Genomic DNA, 25332 nt, shown 5'->3' with positions numbered 1-25332 from the left:
TGATTCAAGAAATCGAAATACACTCCAGGGTTAATCCTTTCGAGCATGATCTTATCCAAAACCAGGTCCGCCTTTTTGGGCGCGGCGCTGAGGCCGGGATCATGCTCTCATTGCCAAGACCGCCTGCTCGCCTTGACGTGTCACAAGGCTGTCGAGTTCCGCCGATAGCGCTTCCTGCCAAGTTGGCAGGGCCAACCCGAAACGATCTCGCAATTGCGACAGGTCGAGCCTGGAATTACCAGGTCGCTTGGCTTTGGTCGGGAAATCGGCCGTGGCTATCGGGGTGATCCTTTCCACCAAAAGCTTCACACCGCGAGACTTCAATCCATCGACGATGGCAGTAGCAAAGCCGTGCCAACTCGTTTCGCCGGCACAGGTGAGATTGACCACACCGCCGTGGCGCGCGAACAACCCGCTCACGTTCGATGCATTCGAGAGCACGATGTTAGAAATGACACTAGCGATCGCGCTTGCCGTGGTCGGAGCGCCGGTCTGATCGGCGACAATGCGCAATTCCTCGCGTTCACCAGCCAGCCGCGCGATGGTCCGCAGAAAATTGGCGCCGGTCGCTGCGTAGACCCAGGAGGTGCGTGCAATCAGATGTGGCCCACCGGCTGCCTGGATGGCGAGATCGCCGGCGAGTTTACTCCCACCATAGACCGAGAGCGGGCCGGCGGGACTGTCCTCGCGCCACGGCTTGTTGCCCGAGCCATCGAAAACATAGTCGGTCGAGAAATGGATCAACGGCACACGATGCCTTGCCGACCATTCCGCGATCGCCGCGGGCGCTTTGGCGTTGATAAGGAAAGCGAGTTCACGCTCGTCCTCTGCGCGATCCACCGCGGTATAGGCTGCGGGATTGACAATGAGATCAGGCTTGAATCCGTCGAGCGCCCCGGCAAGCGTTTCGGGCTTCGAAAGGTCGAACGCGCTGCGCGACGGCGCAATGACCGTACCACCTTTGTCCAGCAACGGCCGAAGCGCCCCGCCGACCTGACCGCTGGTCCCCGTCAATAATATCCGCATCAGACTTGCCCATAGCGAGGAAGGTTCTTGATCTCCGCGAGCAGCGGCGCATCCGCATCCTTGGCTGACAAGGACGGCGTTTCCACGCCCCAGTCGATGCCGATTGCAGGATCGTTCCAGCGGATCGAGACCTCGTCCTTCGGACTGTAGAGATCGTCGCATTTATAGAAGAAGTCGGCGGTCTCGGAGAGAACGACAAAGCCGTGCGCGAAACCGCGGGGAACCCAGAGCTGCCGCCTGTTTTCTTCGCTCAGCTCAACGGCCACGTGGCGGCCGAAATTCGGACTGCCAACGCGGACGTCGACGGCGACATCCAGGACCTTGCCGCGGAGCACCGTCACCAGCTTCCCTTGCGGAAAAGGGTTTTGCAGATGCAACCCGCGCAGCACGCCCCGAGCAGAGCGGGACAGATTGTCCTGGACGAACGGACAAGTGACTCCGTGCTCGGAGTAACGGGGAAATTGATACGTCTCGAGAAAAAAGCCGCGCTGGTCTCCGAACAGCCTGGGCTCGATGACCACTGCGTCGGGAACTTCGGTCCGAATAACATTCATTTCGCGTCACTTTATATTTGTTAACGTATGATACCTCCGCATTGATAACAAACTTGCACGCTTAACACTATATGTTATGTTATCAGCGATTAAATGAGAGGGGCCATGAAAGGCATCATTCTTGCCGGGGGGACGGGTTCCCGCCTCTACCCAGTGACGACGGTCGTTTCCAAGCAGCTCCTGCCCGTCTTTGACAAGCCAATGATCTACTATCCGCTGTCCACGCTGATGCTGGGCGGCATTCGCGAGATTCTGATCATTTCGACACCGCAGGACGGGCCGTTGTTTCATCGGCTACTCGGCGACGGCAGCGAAATCGGCATGCGCTTTGCCTATGCGACGCAGGAAACTCCGCGCGGGCTGGCGGACGCCTTCATCGTCGGCCGCGATTTTATCGGCTCCGACTCCGTCGCGCTCGTATTGGGCGACAACATTTTCTACGGCCATGGGTTGCCCCAACTGCTGTCGGCCGCGTCCTCCCGCAACAAGGGCGCCACTGTGTTCGGCTATGTCGTGAACACCCCTGAACAATACGGGGTCGTTGAGCTCGACGATACCGGACGAGCGCGCTCGATCGAAGAGAAGCCGAAGCAGCCGAAATCCAACGTGGCCGTGACCGGGCTGTATTTTTATGACAACGACGTTGTCGAAATTGCAGCTGGAATCAAGCCGTCTGCGCGCGGCGAGATCGAGATCACGGACGTCAACAACGCCTATCTTGAGCGCGGCGATCTGTACGTCGAGGTTCTCGGGCGCGGCTTCGCCTGGCTCGACACCGGAACCCATTCCTCGCTGGTCGAGGCCAGCCACTTTGTCCAGATCCTGGAGCAGCGACAGGGCTTACGCATCGCTTGCCCCGAGGAAATCGCGCTGCGGCAAGGCTACATCTCGCTTCCGGCATTTGAGAAGGCTGCCGAGAAGAACGGGAAAAGCAGCTACGGCGAATATCTGAGATCCGTTGCCATTTCATACCAGTGTTAATTTCGCGGAGGCGATCGATTATGCGCTTTAAGGCTTCGACCATTTTTGTCACAGGCGGCGCGGGGTTCATCGGTTCGGCGGTAGTTCGTCACCTCCTGCACAATACGCACGCTCGCGTGGTCAACATCGATAAATGCACCTACGCAGCGAACCTCGACTCACTGCCTGGTACGAACGAGAACCTGAATTATGCCTTCGAGAAGCAATGCATCTGCGACGGCCTCGGGCTGCGTCATCTTTTCGAGAAATATCGACCAGACGCCGTAATGAACCTCGCCGCCGAGAGTCATGTAGACCGCTCAATCGACGGCCCAACTGAGTTCATCCAGACCAACATCGTCGGTACATTCACTCTGCTGCAGGAAACCTTGCGTTATTGGCGTTCGCTGTCGCCCGATAAGCAAAAGAAATTCCGCTTCCTGCACGTCTCAACCGACGAGGTATTCGGCTCGCTCGGCGACGATGGCTTTTTCACGGAGGCCACCGCCTACGCGCCGAACTCACCATACTCGGCTAGCAAAGCATCTTCCGACCATCTGGTGCGCGCGTGGCGCGAAACCTATGAGTTGCCCACGCTGGTCACCAATTGCTCGAATAATTACGGCCCCTATCACTTTCCTGAAAAGCTGATCCCGCACATGATCATCAAGGGCCTCGCCGGCGAGCCGCTGCCTGTTTATGGCGACGGCGAGAACATTCGAGACTGGCTCTATGTCAATGATCACGCGAAGGCGCTCTCACTGACCCTCGAGCACGGCGCTGTCGGCGAAACTTACAATGTCGGCGGGCGTAACGAGCGCACTAACCTGCATGTCGTCGAGAGCATCTGTGACCTGCTCGACGAGATCCTGCCGGGTGCGGCACGGCATCGTGACCTCATCACTTTCGTCGCCGACCGCCCCGGCCACGATCGGCGCTACGCCATCGACGCATCCAAGCTTGAGCGCGAACTCGGTTGGCTCGCGGAGGAGAACTTTGAGAGTGGGATTGAGAAGACGGTGCGTTGGTATGTCGACGAACAACCGTGGTGGCGGGCGATCCTGGAGCGAGGCTACACAGCAAAGCGCGTGGGACTCAGGCAGTAGCCTGCCGATGGCTCGATCGAAAACCCGCTCTGTGATCAGAAATCGGAGTCCATAATACCATGCGCATCGTGATGATCGGCGCCGGCTATGTGGGCCTGGTATCGGCAGCCTGCTTCGCAGATTTCGGTCATGACGTGACCTGCGTCGACAAGGATTCCAACAAGATCGCAGCACTGAACCAGTACAGGATTCCGATTTTTGAACCCGATCTCGACAAACTCGTCGAGTCCGGCATCAATTCGGGCCGGCTGAGATTCGGGGTCGATCTCTCCGATATAAGCAACGCCGATGCCGTATTTATCGCGGTCGGAACGCCGTCACGACGCGGAGATGGGCATGCAGACTTGAGCTACGTGCATGCCGCTGCTCGCGAAATAGCTGGTCTTCTGGAGGGTTTCACGCTTATCGTCACGAAATCGACGGTGCCTGTCGGAACAGGCGACGAGGTCGAGCGGATCATTCAGGAGACAAATCCAGCGGCCGACTTCGCCGTCGTTGCGAACCCGGAGTTCCTGCGGGAGGGCGCGGCAATCCGTGACTTCCAGCATCCGGATCGCATCGTGGTCGGAACCGAGGACGAGCGCGCCAGGAAAGTGATGGGCCGGATCTACCGCCCGCTTTATCTCAACCAGGCGCCCATCCTCTATACCAGCCGACGGACCGCTGAATTGATCAAGTACGCCGCCAACGCCTTTCTCGCGACCAAGATCACCTTCATCAACGAGATTGCGGATCTTGCGGAACGCGTCGGAGCCAACGTGCAGGACGTTGCGCGGGGCATCGGGCTCGACAATCGCATCGGCGCCAAGTTTCTTCATGCTGGACCGGGCTATGGCGGCTCGTGCTTTCCGAAGGACACTCGCGCGTTATCGAAAACCGCGCTCGATTTTGGCGTGCAGCTTCGCGTCGTCGAGGCCACCCTGACCGTGAACGAGATCCGCAAACGTACGATGTCGCGAAAGGTAGCCGGCGCGCTCGACCATGATATTCGCGGAAAGACGATCGCCGTACTGGGCCTGACCTTCAAACCCGACACCGATGACATGCGTGAAGCGCCGTCGATCGCACTGATTGCCGGTCTGCTCGATTTCGGCGCCAAGGTAAGAGCGCACGATCCCGTCGGCATGGAGCAGGCGAAGAAAGAGCTCTCCGATATCGAATACTGCGACGACCCCTACGCCTGCGCCCGCGGCGCCGACGCGCTGGTGATCGTGACCGAGTGGCGGCAGTTCCGCGCGCTGGACCTCGAACGGATCAGAACCGACATGGCCACGCCGATTATCGTGGATTTGCGAAACATCTACAGGCCGGAAGACGTACGATCGGCAGGATTCAAGTATGAAAGCATTGGTCGCCAATAAGACGAACATTTCGGGGAGCGACACCTTGCTGACCCCCTGCATGGCCGCAACCGACACGAAGCAACAGTTGTTGCCGAGGATGTCTTCAGATGAGGCGGCTTTGTTTCTGTCGTTTGTCAGAAACAGCCGCATCTACGTGGAATTTGGAACCGGCGGAAGCACTGCCGTCGCATCAAGGCATGTTCAGAGTTCGATACTTTCTGTTGATTCTTCCCGGGAATGGCTCGATCAGGTCAAGACCGCATGCGCCTCGAGTCAAACAAAGCCAGAGCTGATTTTTGTCGATATCGGTCCGACTGGCGAATGGGGATTTCCGACTGACGCCTCCACGAAATCGCGCTGGCCGGACTATCACTCGGCCATCTGGAAAATGCCGCATAGCGCGGCTGCGGATCTCTATTTCGTCGACGGTCGTTTCAGGGTCGCGTGCTTCGCGCAGATCGTATTGCACTGTAGTCCGAATGCGATTATCGGCATTCACGATTTCACTTCACGTCCAAAGTATCATTGCGTCAGGGAGATCGCACGCGAGATTGCAACTGCCGGCGATATCTCGTTCTTCCGCCCTCTTCCGGAAAAAAGAATTGCAGAGGCCCTCCTCCAATCATTTCATGCCGAGCCGGCCTAACAGCTATTCCGGCTCTGATGGAATCAATAGCTTTTCGTTGACGCGTTTTCTTCACGCGAACCGGAATTCACTCCGCTCGAAAACGCTATAGCTAAACAGCCTCGGTGCCCGCGCCGCAACCGGCGAATTCGGACCAGAACTGAATTCGCATACAGCGCGTACTGTGCGTTACATCTGCATCGTAACTTTCAGCGATGAGCCAGTTTCTTGAGCTCAGGCAGGAATTTCAGGATCGTCAGATCCTCGACGTCATTGCGGTCGCGGAGCGTGAAGAACTCCATCGCCCGTATGCGCTCGGGGTCACCTTCCGCCAAAGGCCTCCCCCGCTCCCGCTTCTTCAAAAGCTGCTGTCGAGATTTCGTATAGTAGTGATTGATGGCCAGCTTCTTGCGCTTCGGAACCGAGCACCGGCCGCCGATCGGGAAAACGGGGGCGCCGTCCTCCTGGACGTAACATCCCAATACCAGCGACTGATGGGGGTGAAGATAGGCCACGATCGCATCGGGGCGCACGATCGACTTCATCACATAATGATCCGGAAAATCATCAGGAGCCCGTCGCGTAAACGACTCGATGCAGAGGCCTTGTGGTTTTGCCTCGTGACCATTGGAACCGAAATTCAGCCATTGAACCGCGACAGCCGGCGCCGAGGGAATATCGTCCAGAACATCCCTGATGCTGTTACCCTCGACGGGATAAAGAAACTCGTCGGCATCGATAAACGCGCACCATTCGGAGCTATTCCGATAGCTGTCGATTGCGTGATGAAAGGCGCGTATTTGTCCAAACTCACCTTTCACATGGTGGTAGGTGATCATGTCCGGCCAAGGAAAGGATTCAATTATCGCTCGCGTTTCGTCGGTACTTTCGTTGTCGTACAAATAGAAATGATCAACACCGACCAGCTTGTGGAGATGCAGCCACTCAAGCAGATCGTCCGCTTCGTTCTTGATCGCACAAACAACAGATAATCTGTGCTTCTTGCGGCTCACGCCGGCATACAGCTTCTTGGCCTCCATGACTCGGAGAAGGCCAGCGAATTCCCGGCGGAGATTCTCGCTCGAGGGAGCAGCCGCCAAGGCGGCAAGATAGGTATCTTGCGCCGCTTGGGCCGAACCCATGTTCAAATGGGTTACGGCAAGTCGATGCAGGATACGGGAATCGGACGGCAGTTCTCTCGCGAGACGCGTCAGAATCTCTCGTGCTCGCGCAAAATCGCACGCCTGCATCAGCACCGCAGCTCTCGCGAACTGATACTCGCTGTACCCGCTAAACTGCTCTTCCAGCTCCTTGACCGACTGCATCAGTTCTTCCGGATTCGGATTGGCAATCCGGCCGGAAAAGAACTCTTTCAATCTTGGTTCGATCTCGTTGGCCGTGAGCGCATCGACGTCCAGGTCCAAGCCGAATTTTGTCAGTGTCGCAGTTTCCATTCCCACCCTGTCGCGCTCCAGGCTTGTTCAAAAACCCTGACACCGGCTCCCAATTCCGGCGAAGCCGACTTTGATTTGCCGGATTGCGGCATGATCTTAACAGATCAGAGCAGTGTTCAATTCACGTGTGAAGCCTATTCTAGATTTTTGTAAGGTCTTTTCGAGGAAAATCAACAGATCAGTTAACGAATACCGCTGTGCAGTGTTATGGTTGAATGAACGAGCCTGACACTCACTACAGACGGAAGGCGTTCGCGCATGTTGACCCGACGCACGATTGTCGCTTCGCTGGCGGCAAGCCTGGTTCCGCCTATCACGCCGATCTTCCGGCGCAAGAGTTTCGCCGCAACGGCGATGAAACCCCGACCTTTGGTGGGAGCAATCCGCTGGGATGCCTGGTATTCGCCGGGTTCGGCGCCGACTGAAGCAGTCGAGAACTCGCTATCGCCCGAGAAATATCGTTGGCGAGCGCCATTTTTCGCCAAAAGCTCCGCCCACGATCCGAAGCCTTTTTCTTTCCCTCCCATCACGCCAGAGGAAATGGACAAGGAGATAAGTCAAGCCGTCTTCGCCGGCCTCGATTACTGGGCCTTCGTTGCCTACGGATCAAACCATCCGATGTCGAAGGCGCTCTATCAGTTCAGAGCCAGCGCGGCGAGTGATAGCCTCAGATATTGTCTATTTACCGAACTTGACCGGTGGGGGTCACGCAACAAGCCGACAACCTTGCCTCAAGAGCATATCGGTCTCATGGCGGACAGGAATTACCTGCGAGTCTCGGGTGACCGACCTTTATATTTTCTGGGTTTCATCGCGCCGGCCTCCATAGAACGAAACTGGAAAGGAGTCGCGGGTCTGAAAGAGCAAATCGAAAAGTTTAGAAGTAGCGCAACCGAGGCGGGGTTGGCTAATCCCTACATCGTGCTGGCCGGAGATCAGAATTTCTTGATGCGGGAAGCTAAACATATCGGCGGGGATGCGACCGGATCATACGCGCTCACGATAGGGAATGGCCGAGGATCTTTTGCCGAGCTTACGCGAGTTGCTGAGCGAGGCTGGAACGAACTCAGTAATGGTCACCTGCCTGTGGTGCCGACCGTGATGACGGGATGGGATCGCCGCCCTCGCATTGAACATCCTGTCCCATGGGAAAAAAAACAGAAACCAGGAGAAGGCATAGAGAACTTCTTCACAGCGCCGACGAAGAAAGAGCTCGCCGATCATCTGGAACGCGCTCTCGGTTGGGTCACCGCTCTACCATTGAGTGAGCAGGCCCCCGTCGTGCTGATCTATGCCTGGAACGAGAACGATGAAGGCGGCTGGCTGATGCCGACGCTGCCTTGTCAGACAGACCGTCTTGATGCGCTGCGTCAAGTTCTCAAGAAGACAGCCGTCCCGAGCCGCAAGCCTAAACTCTGCTAAGCTGTTTCAACTGGGTTGAAATCTCTCGAGTCTTTTCACTTCGGACAGACCTAGATGCCTGGCTTTATGGTTTTGATCTGACGCGTTTTCTTCACGCGAACCGTTATCTACTTCGCTCGAAAAGCGCTCTAACATGTTGCTTTGGATTCATTCAGCCCGAGATCATCATCGCCACTTGAGCGGCATCGTCCATTCGTTCCAGTCCACGGTCCGATGGTCAGGATGGTAAGGAGCATACAGCTGCTTTAACCAATAGCTGAAGTTCGGATGTAGCTTGATAAAACTGTAGAAGGCATCTCCGAAGTTTATGGGGCTCAGACAAGCTCTGTTGATCGGTCGTTGAGCTATCGCGTTTGTGCAGTACGACGACATGCAAGCCCTTGTTTCGCGTTCGGCCACCTTGCTCAAGCTTCGAAAACTATTCGTCGAATGGAGCCGATACATATAGCGATCCGATTCGACATATTTGGGCTCGACTACCGTTACGGCACGTAGCGCGAACTCCCAGTCATGGCAGTATTTCAGATCGGACAGCAACCCGATTTTCCTTAGCAATTCCCGGCTCAATACGAAGTTGCCGCTTGAGGCAGCGACCTGTGAATCCAAAAATATCCAGGATAACGGAGAACCCGTTATTCGGCCGCGATCAATGGCGTATCGAAGGCTCGTCGGAAATTGATAGGTTGTTATCGGCCTGCCGCGTTCATCGATTGGCTCAACGGCCGAAAAGCCGAAAAACAGCTTTTCTCTCTCATATTGGCTCGCAAATATCCGGATACGATCTTTCGAAAATGCATCATCCGAATTCAGGAGGAAGATCATGTCTCCCTTCGCGAGAGACAACGCCCTGTTCCAGGTGCCGGGCGCTCCGAGGTTGAGAGGATTCTTCAGGAGCGAGCAAGATGCGAAGCGCTTGGCAAAGGATCTTTTTTTGAGAACGCGTTGCGCGATTTCGAAGCTCTTATCAGGCGAGTGATCGTCGACGATAATGAGCTCAACGTCGGGGAAGTTCTGTCGATAGACAGTCTCCAGGCATTCTTCGATATACGCTTCATGCTTGTAGCAAGCGATGACGACGCTGGCCAACATGCGGATTCCCCAGCTCAGCGTCGAACAATGATCGAATGATTCGATCTGATGAGCGCACGACTCCCCTCACCTACCTCCAGAACCGCGATCTGGTACTCTCCTTCAGGAAGATCGTGGACGAGAAAGGAGAGCTGGAAACCAAAATAGCAATCACTGCTCTTCGTTCTCATATATTCCTTGACGTCAAACCGCTCATGCCAGTCCACGACCAGACAATAACCGTCTCGGTCCGGCATTTCGGAGGCCGTGGAGAGAAGGATGAGGAAGGCAATCCTGTGTTTGCTTGCCTCAAAGGAACCGCCCGCACAAACCCATCCTCGCACGAGCACGACCGATCGCGGGTCCACCACCACCCGTTCGTTCGTTTGAGAATTAATGTTTTCGACGACCAACAACGATTCCGCCGGATTTTCCGATGCGCCCTCGGCCTCAACCGGAATCCCGCTTCGCATATGTTGCAGGCCGGAATAGATCATCTCCGATCGATGAATGTTAGCGAGCAATTGAACGTGGGTACTCGCCTCCTTCATCGCTTGCTCGAGCTCTTGCCGACTCAGGCAGTCCAGCAAATCCGGATTCGAACGGACCTGAGCCGAGATTGGTTCGGACGATGCCACCCTTCTCACTGCCTCCAGAAACGCCCGACCGTACCGCGAGTCCGGTTCCAGGTGAGCTCCCTCGGCCCATTCATTCCAGGAGTTGATGAAAACAATCGGCTCCGCAAACGGGCCCTTTCTTGCTCTCCCTGCAGCATCCCGCAGCCATACCTCGAACGCCTCCGGACTCGATCTGTTGAAGATGTGTCCGCGTGAACCTTTGCGGGGCGTGTTATCCCAGCGCGGCATGACGGCCGGAAAGCAGGGAAAATCGTAGGTCTTACCCAGAGACGAGCGCACGGCATCAACATAGTCGTAAACTTTTCCGGTGAAGTTCGCCGGCGCGCCCAGCTCGGACAGCGGCTGCTCCGTCGTCGAGACGGTGTGCGGAGGAAACTCAACTGCCGCATCGCAGTTCACGTCGCGTGGATCAAACTCTCCGAACGTCATGGCGTTACAGATCAGAATTTCCCCGATACCTAGTTCCTTCGCTCTTGCGCGCCATGTTTCAAACAGCCTCTGCCTGTCCGGCAACAGCGAGGGCCGATAGATCAGGATGATCTTGCGACCATCTACCGTGATATAGCGTTCATCGAGCAGGAGCTCCGCCATATCGTCGATAAAGCGAACGTCATCTTCCAACGCGTGATTCTGTCCGAGCAGGAGCTCGGCATCCGAACCGTCCCAGCGGCGCGACCAGTTCTCATTCGCCCAGCAAATGCAGAACGGCAGGTCTGGCTCTCCATCCTCCAGAAGAAGCTGCAATGGCCGTTCGAGCAGCCTGCGACCCTGGAACCAGTAAACGTAGTAACAGAAGCCATGGATGCCGTAGCGGCGAGCCAGCTCGGCCTGTTGCCGGCGGGTCTCCGTCAATCTCACGTCATAAAAGCCCAGATCTGCCGGCAGCCAGGGAGACTGATGTGCAGGAAACTGAGGGCGCATACGTGCGATATTGGTCCATTCGGTGAATCCGGGTCCCCACCATCTGTCATTCTCCTCGAACGAGTGGAACTGCGGGAGATAGAAACAAACATGACGCACCTGCTTGCCGGCGGGATCCGGATCAGGTGTGATAGGCCTGTTGTTATTGGGAATCAGCAGGTCGGTATAATCGGAGGGCGAAAATCCGAGCGCGACGACCAGGTCATCGGGCGCGATGGCGTCAAAGAGCGGGATCTCGAAAAACTCTCCATCATCTAGACGAACGCGAAGATAGATCTGTGTCTGGTCCGGGTCCGCCAATGTGTTTCTGAGCGCGCGCGCCAGACGTCGACGCGCGACAGGGTTCGCCAGATCGATACGAAATCCGGGACGGCCGATTGCCATTCCCGAGCCGATTCCGGCGGGAGCCGCGCGGTCCGTTCTCGTCTCCTCGATCGCGTGGGGACCGACAAAGAGAGAAAGAGAAACAGATACCGTGGGCGAGCGCGTATCGACGATCCAGCCAGAAATTTCCCGGCCCGAATGCTCCAGTATTGCCCCGCGCAGGCGCGCGCCTGACTCCAGATCGCTGAGATCGGGATCCAGAAACGAGCTTTGAAGAATTTCCTCATGTGGAATAGGACTGGCGACGGGTCGCGTATTCTTCGCATTCCTAACATCGCGCTCCGCAATCTTGTTCATCGTACCCGGGTCTCCTGACAGCCCTGACCTGTTAGACTCATGATCTCGCATCACGCGCGGGCGAGGCCTGAAGACAAGCCACTCATATTCCGCCGGCGAGATCTTGCGTGAAGAAGGATGGTCCCGCTTTCAATCCTCAAGATCGAACCTGATCGCGAGCGATGCTCAGCCATCGACCGTTGTCACGCCGACCGCATCCAGACGACGCCGGGCACCTTCATGGTTTTGATTCGCTGCCCGGCGATACCATTGCACCGCCGCGTCCTGATCTTTCGTAACGCCGCTTCCCGCCATCAACGCGTCGCCGAGCGCAAACTGCGCTTCCGCCATATCCTGCTGAGCTGCTCTTTCGAACCATTCAACTGCCTTCCCGGGATCGGCCTCGCAGCCTTGCCCTTTTCCAAGCATCACCGCGAGGTTGAACTGCGCAACCTTGTGTCCCTGTCGCGCGGCGGCTTCGTACCACTGCGCCCCTTGCGCAATATCCTGGGCTAAGCCAGCGCCGGTGCAATACAACACGGCGAGTTGAAACTGCGCGCCGGCGTGGCCTGCATGCGCGGCCTTCGTCATCCAGGACGCCGCAGCCTTCGCATCGCTCATACCGTTTGGATCGAGATGAAGAAGCCCAAGGGCATATTGCGCATCGACATGCCCCGCGCCGGCGGCACGCGCGAACCATGTGACAGCAGCTTCGACGTCTGCGTCCCCTCCAAACTTTCCCATATGCAATACGCCGAGTTGGAATGCCGCCGGCGCGTGATCTGCCTCAGCCGCCTCGATCAATAGCGCGCAAGCCTGCTCAAGCTGCTCGGTCGAACCGTCCTGATGGAGCAGGAAAAGCGCATAGGCTGTCTTGGCGTCCGGGTCCCCACCCACAGCGGCCTTGCTGAGCCACTCTTTCGCCCGTTTCTGATCGCGCGGAACCCCATTGCCTGCCGAATAAAGTCTTCCGAGTTGCAATTGCGCGGCGTTGATGCCGCCTTCGGACGCGCGCTCAAACCATTCAATCGCGCTTTCCACGTTACGTTCGACGCCGGAGCCGTTGAGGTAGAAGATGGCGATGTTGAAAGCGGCAGTCGCGTGACCATTGCGGGCTGCGCGCTCAAACCATCTTGCGGCCTGACGGATATTCGGGCCGACACCGGTTCCGGTCGCATAGAAACGACCCATGAAGAACTGCGCCTGCACATCGTCCCGTTCGGCGGCCTTCTCATACCAGACCGCGGCCTCCCGCAGATCGGGCGCGAAACCTGCTGCGCCGTGCGAATAGAATTCCGCCAACGCCTGAACCGCCGGATAGTAGTCCTTGCGCGCCGCCTTGCGCAGCGCGGTTTCGGCCCTGTCGATATCCTTCGCAACACCATGGCCCTTCAAGCGCAACAGGCCGATGTTATAGAGCGCGATGACATCGTCGTGCATGGCCGCGCCCTGGAACAGGCGGGCCGCTTCCGCAGGGTTCTCCGGCATCCCCGTGCCCTTCAGGTTCATGAACGCGAGCGCAACCTGCGCTCTTACATGATCCTGCCCGGCCGCGTTGCGATACCAGGCTGCCGCCTGTTCGAAATCGACGGGAACCCCTTTGCCTTGGAAATAGATATCGCCAAGAGCGAATTCTGCCGCGGCGCAGTTCTGCTCGGCCGCAACTCCATACCATGCGAACGCTATCTGGAGATTCTTCTCGCAGCCGAGCCCCTCGCTATACATGTTGCCAAGGACCGTCTGCGCCTCGGCTTTGCCTCTTTCCGCCGCGACCGATATCCAATGGAAAGCAGCGTCAATATTCCGCTCAACACTCGTTCCATGCGGAAACACAAGCTGGTGAATATTCGACGCCTTGTCGCCGAGACGTACGGCCGAGGATTGGCGCCATGTTTCGTGGCGATGCGGACCCAGCAGCGGCTTTTCCCCCTGTAGAAAGATCAGGCCGAGCTGAAACTGCGCTTCGACGTTGCCGAGCCGCGCTGCACGCTCATACCAGATGGCGGCATCGGGTACGCTCCTGACGACCCCTTCGCCTTTTACATAAAGCATTCCTATCCGGTAGGCGGCCTCGGCCTCGCCTGTCTCCGACGCCAGCTTCCAGTGCTTGATCGATTCAAGATACTGGCCACGCTCATACGCAGCCATTCCACACTCAAAAGCACCAGCTCGAGAAGATGCAGAAGCGGGGCGCAACCACTGTAAAAGCGATCTAGATGAAAGCATCATGGTTCACGCATCGCCTCGTGGAAGCTCTTCAACATTCCGCCGAGCAGATACATCGCGACCGAGCGGGTTCCGACATTGACGTCCCCCTGAAGGGTCATGCCGGGAATCAGACGAAAATTACTCGGCACGTCCTTGAAATCGGAGGTGTCAACCGAGCACCGCGCCTTGTAATAAGTATAGTTGAGTGGCTTGCCGTCATCGTCCGTGGTGAACGCGCCCTCGCTAATCCAACGCACCTTTCCGCTCGCCGTACCATGCTCCGCCGCATTGAAGGCATCGACCTTCATGGTGCAGGGATCGCCAGCCTGAACGAACCCAATATCGCGAGAAGCGATCCTGATTTCCGCTTCAAGCTTGATGTCGATCGGCATGAGCGTGATGAAGGGATCTCCCGGCTTGAGGACCGAACCGACCGAGAGCCTTGCCATCGTCAGCACCACCGAGGGTTCGGCAGCCGTCCAGCGCACGAGATTCTGGTGCTTGAGCGCTTTCTCATAGGTCGCCCTTGCTTCATCGAGCTTGTTGCGCGTCGTCACCAGATCCTGACTCAGTTGCGCAAACCACTGCTCTTTGAATGCGTCGCGATCGGCGGTTATCGATCCCAGTGAATTCTGCGCCACAATCAGGCCATTGTGTGCATTTTCCAGCGTCCGTAATAATTCCAGCCGGGCGTCCTGGGAGATGTACATGTTGAGCTGCGATCCGGTGCCGCGTTCGGCGAGCGTGGTGCGCATAGTTTCGATTTTCGCCAGGATCTCGTCGCGCTGCCGATAGCGAGCATCGTCGTCGCGCAGCTTTTCAATCGTCGCCTTGGTCTCCCTGATCTTTGATTCGAAGCTGTTGAGCTGGGCGTTATATTGAGCCACGCGCTGACCGTAGAGCGCCTTCTGCAGGCCCGCGTATTTCTGGTAGTCGGGATCCGACTTGTCGGCAAATACGAGCGGCTGCTGCTTCAGCTCGGCCTCATCGCGCGCCACTTGGGTCTCAAGGCTCGCGATCTGCAACTTCGCCTGCATCAGGTCCGCGGACGTGAAGGTCGAGTCGAGCGTGGCGAGCAGCTGCCCCCGTTCCACCTGCTCGCCCTCGCGCACGTCGATCGTCTTGATGATCGAGGGATCCAGCGCCTGCAAGACATTGACATGACCGAGCGGCACGATATTGCCGCTAAGGCTGGTGATGACACGGTCGACCCGCGTCAGGCACAGGATCACGATAATCGAAACCAGGAACGCGGAAAGCACGAACAAGGTGGCGCGCGCGACCAGGGGTTCGGCGGCCTCCCGGATTGCATCGGTCTCCGACTGAAATTGGCGAACGGTCGCCAGCGAAACCTGGCTATGGGACAAGGGTCGGGCTCCGAAGTTTAGGCCTGTCACTGCGGACCGTCGGCGCGAGATGCGTGTTCTGCTGGTACCAAAGCGAACTGTAGATGTCGTTCCGCTCCAGCAACTCCGCGTGCCGCCCGAGATCGTCAACAACCCCGCGGTTGAGCACAAGGATGGCATCCGCTTTTGTTAGCGACGACAGCCGGTGGGAGATGATGATCAGCGTCCGGCCATTCGCTATCCGCGCGATGTTGCCGTTCACGATGGCCTCGCTGTCGGCGTCGAGCGCGCTCGTCGCCTCATCAAGGATGAGAACCGGCGGATCGACGATCAGCGCTCGCGCAATCGCAAGCCGCTGGCGTTGCCCTCCGGAGAGGTTGGGCGATCCCTCATAGACACGGGTTTCATAACCCCGCGGCAACTTGTCGATGAATTCCTCCGCGCCCGCCAATCGCGCCGCCTTGACGACGTCGTCAAAGGTGGCATCCGGCACGGCTGCGCAGATATTCTCGCGAATCGTCCCGCTAAAGAGAAAGTTTTCCTGCAGCACGATGCCGACGTTCCTGCGCAGGTGATCGACGTCGTATTCGCGAACGTCGATTCCGTCGATCTTGATCAGCCCGTCATAATCGGAATGCAATCGTTGCAAGAGTCGCGTGATCGTGGTCTTGCCGGAGCCGCTCTTACCCATCACGCCAAGCGTAGTTCCCCTGGTTACTTCAAAGGAAACGCCGTTCAGCGTTGGCGAGACAGCGCCTTTATACCTGAAGGTGACGTTGGAAAACTCCACTTTCCCCTCGATCGCGGAGCGAACGCCATGCCCGGAACGTCCCTCCTCGGGGGGCTGGTTCACGAGGTTGCGGACCGTTGCGACCGCGCTACGCGCTTCGTCATATTGATTGATCAACTGCGCCATCTGCATCAACGGGGCGGATACCCGCTGCGACAGCATCAGGAAGGCAAACAATGCCCCGATGAAAACCGGATCATCGTTGATAAGCGCGAGATAAACGCCGATCGCATAAGAACCGCTCACCGACAGCCGCTCCAGTGGGCGCACCACCGCCTGGATCGCGTTTCCGGTCATTCCTTCCGCGAGCCGCGCCTTGGCGACACGTGCCACCAGCACGTCCCAGAAATGACGCTGCCGCGAATCGAGCGCCAGCGATTTCACCGTCCGAATGCCGTTGAGCGTTTGAACCAGAAACGCACCCTGATCGCCTTCCGCGACCAGGACGGCGTTCGACGCCTTGCGGTAAGTCGGCAGCATCAGAATAAGCCACCCGACGATCATCGCCGAGAACGCCAAGACTATCAAAGTCATTGTCGGGCTGAAGAAAAACATGATCGGCAGGAAGAAGATCAGCGTCGTTGAATCCAGTACCGTTCCGAATAACTGACCCATCAGGAACGAGCGAATGCGGAACACCTCGCGGATGTCGCGCGCGACGAGCCCGACGGCGGTCTGCTCGAAATAGTCGATGGGAAGATTGAGGACCTTTTCGAAAACATAGGTGGACAACTTGACGTCAAGCCTGGTCGTCAGGCGATGAACAAGGACTTGCCTGAGGAACGCGAACGTCGCCTCGAAGGCGATGATGACCAGCATCGCGACGCAGAGCACGTAGAAGGTATTGTACGCGTGATAGAAGATCACCTTGTCCGACAGCAGGCGCCAAAACATGATAGGCGCGAGGCCCAGAAGGCCGAGGACCAGCGCAGCGATTGCGACGTCCCGAACAATGCGACGCTCGCGAAACATCAATGCGACCACGAGACCGAAACTGAACGGCTGCGATTCATCCGAGATTTCGTAGTTTCGCTTGGCGAGAATGACGTCCCCGGACCAGATGTCTTCGAAGCGAAGCCTGTCGATCACGAGCAGCGCGTCTTCCGCGGCGTTTGGATCCCTCAGCGCGATGCGCGTATTGTTGGCGTCTCCAGTTACGCCCAGCAACACCATGAAGCTTCCATTGCGGAGGCCGACAATGGCCGGAAGCGCCTTTTTCAGATGGGAAAGCCCGTCCCAATCGAGTTTGACGTGCTTCGATCGCATGCCGGCCTGTTCGGCGCAGCGGACCAACTGGCTGGAAGACACTTCCCCTTCGGTAAGAAGATTATCCTTGATGAGCTGCGTCGGGGTGAGATCCAGCCCGTGCTGCCGAGCGACAATGACCAGGCATTCGAGCCCAGACGGCAGCATCGGATCGATATCGGCATCCTCGGCGACGGCTAGCGCGATCATGAAGTCTCGCTCTGTCTGTTGCAATTCATGATAGGCCATCCCTGCCATCAAGCGAGTGATAATGACCTCTCATTAATAACATTACATATAATGAAAGTGACGAAAACACGAACATTTCAAGAGATGCGGCGGCGTTGAGGCGGCAATTGCCCGCATTCATCGGCCGGCAGAGTCCGGCATTAAAGGGCCGACGTCCCGCTCCAGGGTGTCCCGCTTTGTATTAGGGCGCTGGGCCAGCATCCCTTTCCCGGGAATTCGCTATCGTATGCTTCGATTGGTCGGGTTCAAAATTGGACTGCCGAAAATGCAACGGGTTCTTCTGAACCACCATGCAAAAGCATCCGTGCATGGCCGCTCCGCGCCGGACTAAGCCGCCAGCTCCTGAAAATTAAACCCGCTTCCTAATAAAGCTGTCTTGATGGCTGCATCATCGGCCTCGGGCATCAACGCCAGCGCGCAAACCTCGAAGTTCTGCATTGAGACCGACACGGTCGGGAAGCCGGCCGTCAATAGCAGATTGCCGAGTCGCTCTGCGGTAAAGCCGGTGCGATGGGCCATATGCAGGTGTCCTTCCTCGATGGCCCGGGAATGGCCGTAAAGCATATCGAGCGGCCTGATCGGACCTGCAGGAGAATTGTAGGCGACCGCCGCAATACCTTGCTCGACTATAAAATGAGCCACCGCTTCGACATCAGGGCTCATGATCAGGGCAAAGCCGTCCGGTTGCAGGACGCGATGGAACTGGCGCAGCGTGGGAAAGATCTCGTGAGCATAGAGATGCTCAAGGACGTGTGACGACCATATCACATCAAACGATTGTGGCTCGAACGACGTTTCAAGTTCGAGGATAGAGCCGACGACGTGGGGTTGCACACTCGGATCGATATCGAAACGTAATTCTTCCAGTCCTCGCTCGTGAATCATTCGAGCGATTCGTCGGGCAGACCCGGGGCCGGAGCCCGCGTTGAGCAAGCGCTTGATACCTCGGGGCAACATCGGCTCCTGGCGTTCCGATCGGAGCTATCGGAAAAAAGTTAGAACAATACCGCTCCAGCGATCTATGACCATGACACTATCGATGTGGCTTCACAAAGGCACGAGCGGCCCCGTGGGATGTCTTTGCATCACAAAAATTAAGGCCCCACCGAAGCGGGGCCTTAACAATCCTGTGCTTCCGTCCGAACTATGAGAGTTTCGGCAGCGTGACGACCTGATCGCTGAAGTGCAACTCCTCAACTCCGTTGACCGCAACAGTCTGCTCATCGTTGAAGTGCAGGGTGTAGGTCGACGTGCTCTCATCGACGTCGATCTTGGCAACATCGAAGAACGAACGACCAACGAACTCGGCGGAGTCGTTACCGTTGCCGCCGAAGATGGTATCGCTGCCGCTATGCGATTCGATCCGGAAGGTGTCATTGCCACCTCCGCCTTCCAGCGTGGAATTGCCATCTCCACCACCGGACAGCCTGAAGTGGTCGTTGCCCGCACCGCCTTGCATGACGTCGCCCTGCACGCCAACCAGTGTGTCATTCCCAGCGCCGCCTATAAGCGTGCTGTGTCCTTCCACATCATTATTATTGCCACCATTATTGCCACCGCCGCCATGACCATGACCCCCGCCATGGTCATCTCCGCGACCGCCACCATGGTCGTCTCCGCGACCGCCGCCATGGCCATCTCCGCGACCACCGCCACGGTCATCTCCACGACCGCCGTCACGGTCATCTCCGCGACCGCCGCCGCGATCATCTCCACGACCGCCGTCACGGCCGCGGCCGCGATCATTATCCCCGAAGGTGCTGTCGTCGGCGCTGGCAACGCGCGCGTTACCGCCGCCGCCACCCCCGCCGCCGCCGGCCAGCGCACCAGATACCAGGAGGTCGTTGCCGGCGCCGCCGTCCAGCGTGTCATTGCCGGTGCCGCCGTAAATGCTGTCATTGCCGGCACCGCCGAATAGCGAGCTGTCGCCATGGCCTCCGCGGATGACGTCGTTGCCGCCTCCACCGTAGACCGTATCGTCACCGCTATCGCGAAGGTTGATCGTATCATTACCTCTGCCTGCGGCGACAAAGATGTCGTTATCCCCGCCGGTCACGTTCAGTCTGGCGCTGTGGTCGTCCAGGACAATCGCTTTCAGATTCGGATTCGTCTGGACGCTTGTCGAGTTGGATACGTCCAGAATCTGGACCACCGGCGGCACCGCCCCGCCGGCGAACGGCCCTGACTCCAACCATCCCCTCGCACTGTTGTCGCCCTCGTTAAACACACCGCTTTGCTCGAGCGAATCGATCAACGCCGATCGTACGCCCGCCTCGATGTTCCCGTTATTATGGAGAAACTCACCTAACTCGGTCTTCGTCAAATAGGAAACGGCCATGGCGTCCTCTGGCTGGATTTTTTCATGACGAAAGCAGATATTCAGTCGACGCCAATCGACACCAATATACTGCAGTTCGAATGTGCTAGTCCTGAGCCGACCCGGGGCTCGCATAACATATAAATGTTATGTCACCTCTCGATTGTTATGTCTATGTTAGAGGCACCAGATCGCGCAAGTCAAGGATCAAATTACGTCCCCTTAACTTAGATTCGACTGAGATCGTCGGCCCATCAGCCGGATACCTGCGTGCTTTACCGAGCCGATTTCCCTAATCTGGGTCGGATTCGCCCACTAGGCATGCATAAAATCAGAAGGACGGACCACTATTAAACCCTGACCGGCCAGCCAATTGTGATTTTCGGTCAAGAAATGGTAACGTCGGCAGATGCTTTTACCGGAAAATGTGAGAATTTGTTATCGTGGCGCCCGCATGAGCTCTCACGGACTGAGACGGAGAATTATAACCGTTACTCAGCGCAAAGGCGGTGTCGGCAAAACCACCATCGCGGTCTGTGTCGCCGCTGCGCTCGCGCGCCGGGGACATGACGTTGCGCTTGTCGACAGCGACCCTCAACGTTCCGCCTCACAGTGGGCGGAGCCCGGCAATCTCGAATTCCCGGTCTATGAAATGGCCTTGGAGCAAATGTCAGTCTCCGCCTGGGCGCAGGAAGTGCGCAGCATTGAAGCTGGGGTGATCGTCATCGACACCGCTCCCAACGCTCGAGAAATGGGGGCCTCCATCGCTGTGGCCAATCTGATTTTGGTACCCTGCACCCCGTCCGGCCTTGACCTCGATGCAACGCTTCAGACTCTTGCGATCATTAACGCAGCACGGGAACGCCGCCGGGATCGAATCAAGGTGATCCTGGTGCCGAACAGGCTCGATCGCCGCACGCTCGAGGGAAGGCAACTGCTCGACGAGTTAAATACATTCGGTGAAGCGGTCGGGCCGCCGATCGCTAGCCGCGCCGCCTTCGTTCGTTGCTTCACTAGCGGTCAATCGGTAACAAGCTTCGTGCCCGGAGATAACGCTGATCGGGAAATCCAAGAACTAGCGGACGCAATCGAACGGACCGACCAAGAGGAATAGGTAACTCCGCACTCGCAGAGAGACACTTCTTTCCCTTCCAAGGACAGCTATCTGGAATTGGCTGGACCAAGCAGGGCCTGCACACCTTGCGTCTCCGACGGACGAGACGATGCCGTAACCGCGGCTTCCTCAAGCCTCATTTTCTCTAGCAAGAGATCCGTGACGATCTTTCGAAGCCGCTGGTTCTCGAGTTTAAGCTCCTCCAGAACATGACGCATCTGATCCATCGCCGGAGGTCTGGCAGACGCCACACCTTCTCCTGCATTGTCCTGAAAAACATTTGCTTCTTGCCTTGGCAGAGGCAGTTTCCTCCACCGATGAAGGGTCATGACACTCACACCAAGCGCCTTGCACACATCGACCTGGGAATTGCCCGTGCGGGCAAGCTCGTCTGCCCGGGCAAGCTTCGAAAGAATTTCCTCCCGCGAATGCTTCTTCATCTTCCTACCTGGATGCGGCTTCGATGACAGGGAATAAAACCAAATGTAAATCTCATTTTGCGAACAACTTCACAACGATAAAATGGACAAATAAATATATGACAGCCGAGCGCCACAGGATCAAGCTCCGCGCGCGTTAGCCTTTCGTGTTAGCTGCAGTGCAACGTAAAACCAAAACCATCTGTTTCGATCTCCGATTGCTATCATATGGCGAGATACCCACGAGGACCGCGATCGGGCGTATCACTTCTTCAGAGCACGGGCGCCATGGTCTGTGGTCGATCCTATCTTTCCTATCTTGCGTTCCGCGTTCATTCTGTAAGGCGGCTGCAGTCGTCACAGCGGAACTACCTATCAAACCTCACAGATTCGATTTGTAACCAGCTTCTGGGGCTGACGAACAGGTCGGCATCTTTGTGCCGTGCATTGTGCGGGGACATTGTCCAGCTATGTCAGTCGCCCCGCCGCATCTCGCACCTAAAGATGTTGTGGGCATCAGGCCAGATGGCCGCGCAACGGCAGGAGAATTCGCGGCCCGATCGTCTCGCCGCCTTCGTCGCACTCGCGCAAAATTGATACACGTTGGCGCCACATGAGCCGGAAGGTCTCGCAGGCTCGTGTAGATGCCTGATTTGCTGGTGGGCCCGGAGGGACTCGAACCCCCAACCAGACCGTTATGAGCGGCCGGCTCTAACCATTGAGCTACAGGCCCCGGCCGGACGTCGCGTGTGCAACCGCCGCCGGCGCAGGCATCCCCTTACAATGTCATGTGCCGCGCGGCAATCGGCGGTCAGGGCTTTGGGTGGCTTCGAGCGCGATACGGAGCACGCGCGCCAGATCGGAGCGCGCATTTCCTCCTCTCCGTGACCACCGCGCTAGAAGTGGCACGCGTTCCACCGAAGATGTGGGACTGAGGCAGGCATCAGGCGGGTTCGTAGGTCTTATCAAGCGGATTTTTGACGCTGCTTCGCGAACCGGACATCTCGATGACCTTTATTTCGATGACCTTATTAGCTGGTTGCGAGCGTACAGGCCCGATGCGGACCGGGACGGCGGCGCCGAAAGAACACGTTCTGTCTGGGCACCGGCCAAAAGACATCGTTCCAGCGGTCACCAGCGACCACGAGACCTAGCGGCATCGGAAGTGACAGAACCAGACGCAACGAGGGCGTCTTAACTCTTTGCTAACCATACACAGGGCAAATTTTGCCTAGGGGACCGCGCGTCGTCAGCCGCTCAGAACGGCATCGCCCCCAATGAACGCCAGGGCGGCGCCTTACTTCAAAATGGAGCCGCCTCAGCCGCCGCGCAGACGATCGGCGCGCGGGAGCGGCCTTGGGCGTGGGTGGAGACGGGGAGGATGAGGGGCATCACGGCGAATCAGGGCGCAAATTCGCCAGGCTCGGGTTTTCCGAGTTTTGGCGAGATCGGGACCATGCTGAAGCGCGGCGATCTCGCGCTCGCCTTCGGCATCCTGACGATCCTTGTCGTCCTGATTCTTCCGCTGCCGTCGATCATCCTCGACCTCTTTCTGGCGATCTCGATCACGCTGTCAATCCTGATCCTGATGACGTCCCTGTTCATCCAGGCGCCGCTGGAATTCTCCTCTTTCCCGACCGTGCTGCTGATTGCGACCATGCTGCGGCTGTCGCTCAACCTCGCCTCAACACGGCTGATCCTGTCGCACGGGCATGAAGGCTCGGCCGCCGCCGGCCACGTCATCGAGGCCTTCGGCAACTTCGTGATGGGCGGCAACTTCGTGATCGGCATCATCGTGTTCGCGATCCTGGTGATCGTGAACTTCGTGGTCATCACCAAGGGTTCGGGCCGCATCGCCGAGGTGGCGGCGCGCTTTCAGCTCGACTCCATGCCCGGCAAGCAGATGGCGATCGATGCCGACCTCTCCGCCGGCCTCATCGACGAAAAGACCGCCAAGGAACGCCGCAAGGCGCTGGAAGATGAAAGCGGCTTCTTCGGCGCCATGGACGGCGCCTCGAAGTTCGTGCGGGGGGATGCGGTCGCCGGCCTGCTCGTCGTCTTCATCAACATCATCGGCGGCATGGTCATCGGCATTGCGCAGGAGGGCCTGAGCTTCGCCGACGCCGCGCGCAGCTACACGCTGCTCACCGTCGGCGACGGACTGGTGACACAGATTCCCGCACTCATCGTCTCCACCGCCGCGGGCCTTCTGGTCTCCAAAGCTGCCGTCACCGGCGCCGCCGACAAGGCGCTGATGAAGCAGCTCTCCGGCTATCCGCAAGCGCTTGGTATGTCAGCCGGGGTAATGTTGGTGCTGGGTCTGCTACCCGGCATTCCGATGCTGCCGTTTGTCGCGCTCGGCGGCGGAGCGGCGGCGCTTGCCTGGAGTTCGCGAAAACGCCAAAGCGTCGCGGCGGCGGCAGCCATGGCGGCGGCGGCGTCCGACGCCGCGGTCGCCCCCCCGAGTGCGGAAGAGCCGATCTCGGCGGCGCTGAAGATCGACGATCTGAAGATCGAACTGGGTTATGCGCTGTTGCCGCTGGTCAACGGCCCGGATGGCCAGGATCGCCTCACCGAGCAGATCAAAGCGCTGCGCCGCTCGCTCGCGATCGAGATGGGATTCGTGATGCCGGCGGTGCGGATTCTCGACAACGTGCAGCTAGAGGCCAACACCTACATCATCAAGATCAAAGAGGTCGACGCCGGCTCGGGTCGTATCTGGCCGAACCAGTACATGGTGATGGATCCTGCCGGCGATCAGGTCGGGGTTCCCGGCATTCACACCACCGAACCGACCTTCGGACTGCCGGCAACATGGGTGGATGCCTCGCTCAAGGAGGAGGCCTCACTGAAAGGCTATACCGTGGTCGATGCCGCGACCGTCGTTTCGACCCACCTCACTGAACTGCTCAAGACCAACATGTCGGATCTGCTCTCTTACGGCGAAGTGCAAAAACTTCTGAAGGATCTACCGAAGGAACAGGGCGAGCTAATCAAGGACATTGTTCCAGGCCAGATCACGATATCCGGCATCCAGCGCGTGCTGCAGCTCCTGCTCGCCGAGCGCATTTCCGTCCGCGATTTATCCACTATCCTCGAAGGCATCGCCGAAGCGCTGGCCTTCTCGCGCAACCCGGCGACGCTGGTCGAGCACGTGCGTGCCCGCCTTGCGCGTCAAATCTGCGCCCAAAACACTTCCGTCAACGGTTACCTGCCACTGGTCGCACTGTCGGCCAAATGGGAACAGGCCTTTGCCGACTCCATCATCGGCCAGGGCGAGGAACGCAGCCTTGCGATGCAGCCGTCAAAGTTATCAGAATTTATGGCCGCGGTGCGCGACCGCTTCGAACAGGCCGCCCGGGAAGGCGAAGCGCCGGTGCTGGTAACCTCGGCCGCAATCCGGCCGTTCGTCCGCTCGCTGGTCGAGCGTTTCCGCGCCCAGACCTCTGTTCTATCGCAGGCCGAAATCCATCCCCGGGCCCGGCTCAAGACGGTCGGCAGCATCTGATCACGCTGCTCGAATCACGCCGCTCTTAATGCGGCATTTTGGCACCAGACAACTGGTTTATCTCCAGCCTGTGCCGGCCCCGTCGGGACGCGCCGCGAGCGCAGTTTAACGTTAAAATGCTGATGTATTTGCACAATTTATCCATTTCCCCATATTAGGCCGGGTCAATGATCGCGCATCTTCACACCTTTTCACCACTTTGTGATCAACCCTTCGGAACATTGGTGTCGATTCCTACGTTCTAAGGGCGCGAGATTATGGTAAGCGTCTATTCCTGACACGTTATCTTAGTTGAGGATAGTTGCCGGGCGCCAGTTCCATGGCAAGAGCTGATCGAGCCGGCTCATGGGATGACCGGC

At 57.9% G+C, this 25332-nt stretch carries 18 protein-coding genes and 1 tRNA gene; 7 read left to right on the top strand and 12 right to left on the bottom strand.

The window, feature by feature from the left end:
• Positions 1 to 99: 99 nt before the first annotated feature.
• Together rfbD and rfbC are read right to left on the bottom strand one after the other, a co-directional pair.
• Positions 100 to 1026 carry a dTDP-4-dehydrorhamnose reductase gene (gene rfbD / locus B2M20_RS03450; protein ID WP_079445704.1) on the bottom strand — a complete coding sequence of 309 codons (927 nt, stop codon included), beginning with the start codon at positions 1024 to 1026 and terminating at the stop codon, positions 100 to 102.
• Entirely contained in the window at positions 1026 to 1580 is a 555-nt protein-coding gene (rfbC, locus tag B2M20_RS03445; protein ID WP_079445703.1) for a dTDP-4-dehydrorhamnose 3,5-epimerase, read from the bottom strand. The genes rfbD and rfbC overlap by 1 nt, the downstream gene beginning before the upstream one ends.
• Positions 1581 to 1685: 105 nt before the next feature.
• On the opposite strand from rfbC, the gene rfbA reads away from it, so the two are divergent.
• The 4 genes from rfbA to B2M20_RS03425 are packed head-to-tail and all read left to right on the top strand — an operon-like array spanning position 1686 to position 5635.
• Complete coding sequence (gene rfbA, locus B2M20_RS03440; RefSeq protein WP_079445702.1) at positions 1686 to 2561, top strand: glucose-1-phosphate thymidylyltransferase RfbA; 876 nt, start codon at positions 1686 to 1688, stop codon at positions 2559 to 2561.
• A 20-nt stretch (positions 2562 to 2581) separates the two neighbouring features.
• Positions 2582 to 3646 carry a dTDP-glucose 4,6-dehydratase gene (gene rfbB, locus B2M20_RS03435; RefSeq protein ID WP_079445701.1) on the top strand — a complete coding sequence of 355 codons (1065 nt, stop codon included), beginning with the start codon at positions 2582 to 2584 and terminating at the stop codon, positions 3644 to 3646.
• Between the two features lie 59 nt (positions 3647 to 3705).
• Positions 3706 to 5007 carry a UDP-glucose dehydrogenase family protein gene (locus tag B2M20_RS03430; protein WP_079445700.1) on the top strand — a complete coding sequence of 434 codons (1302 nt, stop codon included), beginning with the start codon at positions 3706 to 3708 and terminating at the stop codon, positions 5005 to 5007.
• Positions 4985 to 5635, top strand: a complete 651-nt coding sequence (locus tag B2M20_RS03425) for a hypothetical protein (protein ID WP_244553406.1) — start codon at positions 4985 to 4987, stop codon at positions 5633 to 5635. The genes B2M20_RS03430 and B2M20_RS03425 overlap by 23 nt, the downstream gene beginning before the upstream one ends.
• A 188-nt stretch (positions 5636 to 5823) precedes the next feature.
• On the opposite strand, the gene B2M20_RS03420 is transcribed toward B2M20_RS03425, so the two are convergent.
• Positions 5824 to 7068, bottom strand: a complete 1245-nt coding sequence (locus B2M20_RS03420; RefSeq protein ID WP_079445698.1) for a glycosyltransferase family 92 protein — start codon at positions 7066 to 7068, stop codon at positions 5824 to 5826.
• A 258-nt stretch (positions 7069 to 7326) separates the two neighbouring features.
• Between B2M20_RS03420 and B2M20_RS03415 the strand changes: the two genes are divergently transcribed.
• Positions 7327 to 8490 carry a glycoside hydrolase family 71/99 protein gene (locus tag B2M20_RS03415; protein WP_079445697.1) on the top strand — a complete coding sequence of 388 codons (1164 nt, stop codon included), beginning with the start codon at positions 7327 to 7329 and terminating at the stop codon, positions 8488 to 8490.
• 165 nt (positions 8491 to 8655) lie between these two features.
• On the opposite strand, the gene B2M20_RS03410 is transcribed toward B2M20_RS03415, so the two are convergent.
• The 7 genes from B2M20_RS03410 to B2M20_RS20515 form a co-directional block, all read right to left on the bottom strand.
• A complete protein-coding gene (locus tag B2M20_RS03410; RefSeq protein WP_079445696.1) occupies positions 8656 to 9579 on the bottom strand; it encodes a glycosyltransferase family 2 protein in 924 nt (307 codons plus the stop codon).
• 14 nt (positions 9580 to 9593) lie between these two features.
• On the bottom strand, positions 9594 to 11417 hold the full coding sequence (locus B2M20_RS03405) for a glycoside hydrolase family 99-like domain-containing protein (RefSeq protein ID WP_244553405.1): 1824 nt from the start codon (positions 11415 to 11417) through the stop codon (positions 9594 to 9596).
• A gap of 546 nt (positions 11418 to 11963) precedes the next feature.
• The gene (locus tag B2M20_RS03400; RefSeq protein WP_079445779.1) at positions 11964 to 14003 is read right to left on the bottom strand and encodes an SEL1-like repeat protein; all 2040 of its coding nucleotides are present in this window, start codon (positions 14001 to 14003) and stop codon (positions 11964 to 11966) included.
• A complete protein-coding gene (locus B2M20_RS03395; protein WP_079445694.1) occupies positions 14003 to 15352 on the bottom strand; it encodes an HlyD family type I secretion periplasmic adaptor subunit in 1350 nt (449 codons plus the stop codon). The genes B2M20_RS03400 and B2M20_RS03395 overlap by 1 nt, the downstream gene beginning before the upstream one ends.
• A complete protein-coding gene (locus B2M20_RS03390) occupies positions 15342 to 17576 on the bottom strand; it encodes a peptidase domain-containing ABC transporter (RefSeq protein ID WP_079445778.1) in 2235 nt (744 codons plus the stop codon). Before B2M20_RS03390 ends, B2M20_RS03395 begins: the two co-directional genes overlap by 11 nt.
• 366 nt (positions 17577 to 17942) lie before the next feature.
• Positions 17943 to 18569, bottom strand: a complete 627-nt coding sequence (locus B2M20_RS03385; RefSeq protein WP_087881100.1) for a class I SAM-dependent methyltransferase — start codon at positions 18567 to 18569, stop codon at positions 17943 to 17945.
• A gap of 190 nt (positions 18570 to 18759) precedes the next feature.
• Positions 18760 to 19953, bottom strand: a complete 1194-nt coding sequence (locus B2M20_RS20515; protein WP_079445693.1) for a calcium-binding protein — start codon at positions 19951 to 19953, stop codon at positions 18760 to 18762.
• 433 nt (positions 19954 to 20386) lie between these two features.
• Here B2M20_RS20515 and B2M20_RS03375 point away from each other — a divergent pair, with 433 nt between their 5' ends.
• Positions 20387 to 21046: a ParA family protein gene (locus B2M20_RS03375; RefSeq protein ID WP_079445692.1), complete on the top strand. Its 660-nt coding sequence runs from the start codon at positions 20387 to 20389 to the stop codon at positions 21044 to 21046.
• Between the two features lie 47 nt (positions 21047 to 21093).
• On the opposite strand, the gene B2M20_RS03370 is transcribed toward B2M20_RS03375, so the two are convergent.
• Positions 21094 to 21486 (bottom strand): transposase, encoded by a 393-nt coding sequence (locus B2M20_RS03370; protein WP_079445691.1) that lies wholly within the window; start codon positions 21484 to 21486, stop codon positions 21094 to 21096.
• 636 nt (positions 21487 to 22122) lie between these two features.
• A tRNA-Ile gene (locus B2M20_RS03365) sits at positions 22123 to 22198 on the bottom strand.
• 648 nt (positions 22199 to 22846) lie between these two features.
• On the opposite strand from B2M20_RS03365, the gene flhA reads away from it, so the two are divergent.
• Positions 22847 to 24973, top strand: coding sequence for a flagellar biosynthesis protein FlhA (gene flhA / locus B2M20_RS03360; protein ID WP_079445690.1), 2127 nt, complete (start codon positions 22847 to 22849; stop codon positions 24971 to 24973).
• The last annotated feature ends 359 nt before the right edge of the window (positions 24974 to 25332 follow it).

Source organism: Nitrobacter vulgaris, assembly GCF_002028545.1.
Classification (GTDB): Bacteria; Pseudomonadota; Alphaproteobacteria; order Rhizobiales; family Xanthobacteraceae; genus Nitrobacter; species Nitrobacter vulgaris.
This window is presented reverse-complemented; position numbering and strand designations above follow the sequence as displayed.

What these genes read in the sequence shown, in the direction of transcription:
- B2M20_RS03400 (WP_079445779.1), bottom strand. Translation starts at nt 14,003, where the DNA reads ATGCTTTCATCTAGATCGCTTTTACAGTGGTTGCGCCCCGCTTCTGCA.
- B2M20_RS03425 (WP_244553406.1), top strand. Translation starts at nt 4,985, where the DNA reads ATGAAAGCATTGGTCGCCAATAAGACGAACATTTCGGGGAGCGACACC.
- flhA (WP_079445690.1), top strand. Translation starts at nt 22,847, where the DNA reads ATGAGGGGCATCACGGCGAATCAGGGCGCAAATTCGCCAGGCTCGGGT.
- B2M20_RS03390 (WP_079445778.1), bottom strand. Translation starts at nt 17,576, where the DNA reads ATGATCGCGCTAGCCGTCGCCGAGGATGCCGATATCGATCCGATGCTG.
- B2M20_RS03415 (WP_079445697.1), top strand. Translation starts at nt 7,327, where the DNA reads ATGTTGACCCGACGCACGATTGTCGCTTCGCTGGCGGCAAGCCTGGTT.
- B2M20_RS03420 (WP_079445698.1), bottom strand. Translation starts at nt 7,068, where the DNA reads ATGGAAACTGCGACACTGACAAAATTCGGCTTGGACCTGGACGTCGAT.
- rfbD (WP_079445704.1), bottom strand. Translation starts at nt 1,026, where the DNA reads ATGCGGATATTATTGACGGGGACCAGCGGTCAGGTCGGCGGGGCGCTT.
- B2M20_RS03430 (WP_079445700.1), top strand. Translation starts at nt 3,706, where the DNA reads ATGCGCATCGTGATGATCGGCGCCGGCTATGTGGGCCTGGTATCGGCA.
- B2M20_RS03375 (WP_079445692.1), top strand. Translation starts at nt 20,387, where the DNA reads ATGAGCTCTCACGGACTGAGACGGAGAATTATAACCGTTACTCAGCGC.
- B2M20_RS03370 (WP_079445691.1), bottom strand. Translation starts at nt 21,486, where the DNA reads ATGAAGAAGCATTCGCGGGAGGAAATTCTTTCGAAGCTTGCCCGGGCA.
- B2M20_RS03410 (WP_079445696.1), bottom strand. Translation starts at nt 9,579, where the DNA reads ATGTTGGCCAGCGTCGTCATCGCTTGCTACAAGCATGAAGCGTATATC.
- B2M20_RS20515 (WP_079445693.1), bottom strand. Translation starts at nt 19,953, where the DNA reads ATGGCCGTTTCCTATTTGACGAAGACCGAGTTAGGTGAGTTTCTCCAT.
- rfbC (WP_079445703.1), bottom strand. Translation starts at nt 1,580, where the DNA reads ATGAATGTTATTCGGACCGAAGTTCCCGACGCAGTGGTCATCGAGCCC.
- rfbA (WP_079445702.1), top strand. Translation starts at nt 1,686, where the DNA reads ATGAAAGGCATCATTCTTGCCGGGGGGACGGGTTCCCGCCTCTACCCA.
- rfbB (WP_079445701.1), top strand. Translation starts at nt 2,582, where the DNA reads ATGCGCTTTAAGGCTTCGACCATTTTTGTCACAGGCGGCGCGGGGTTC.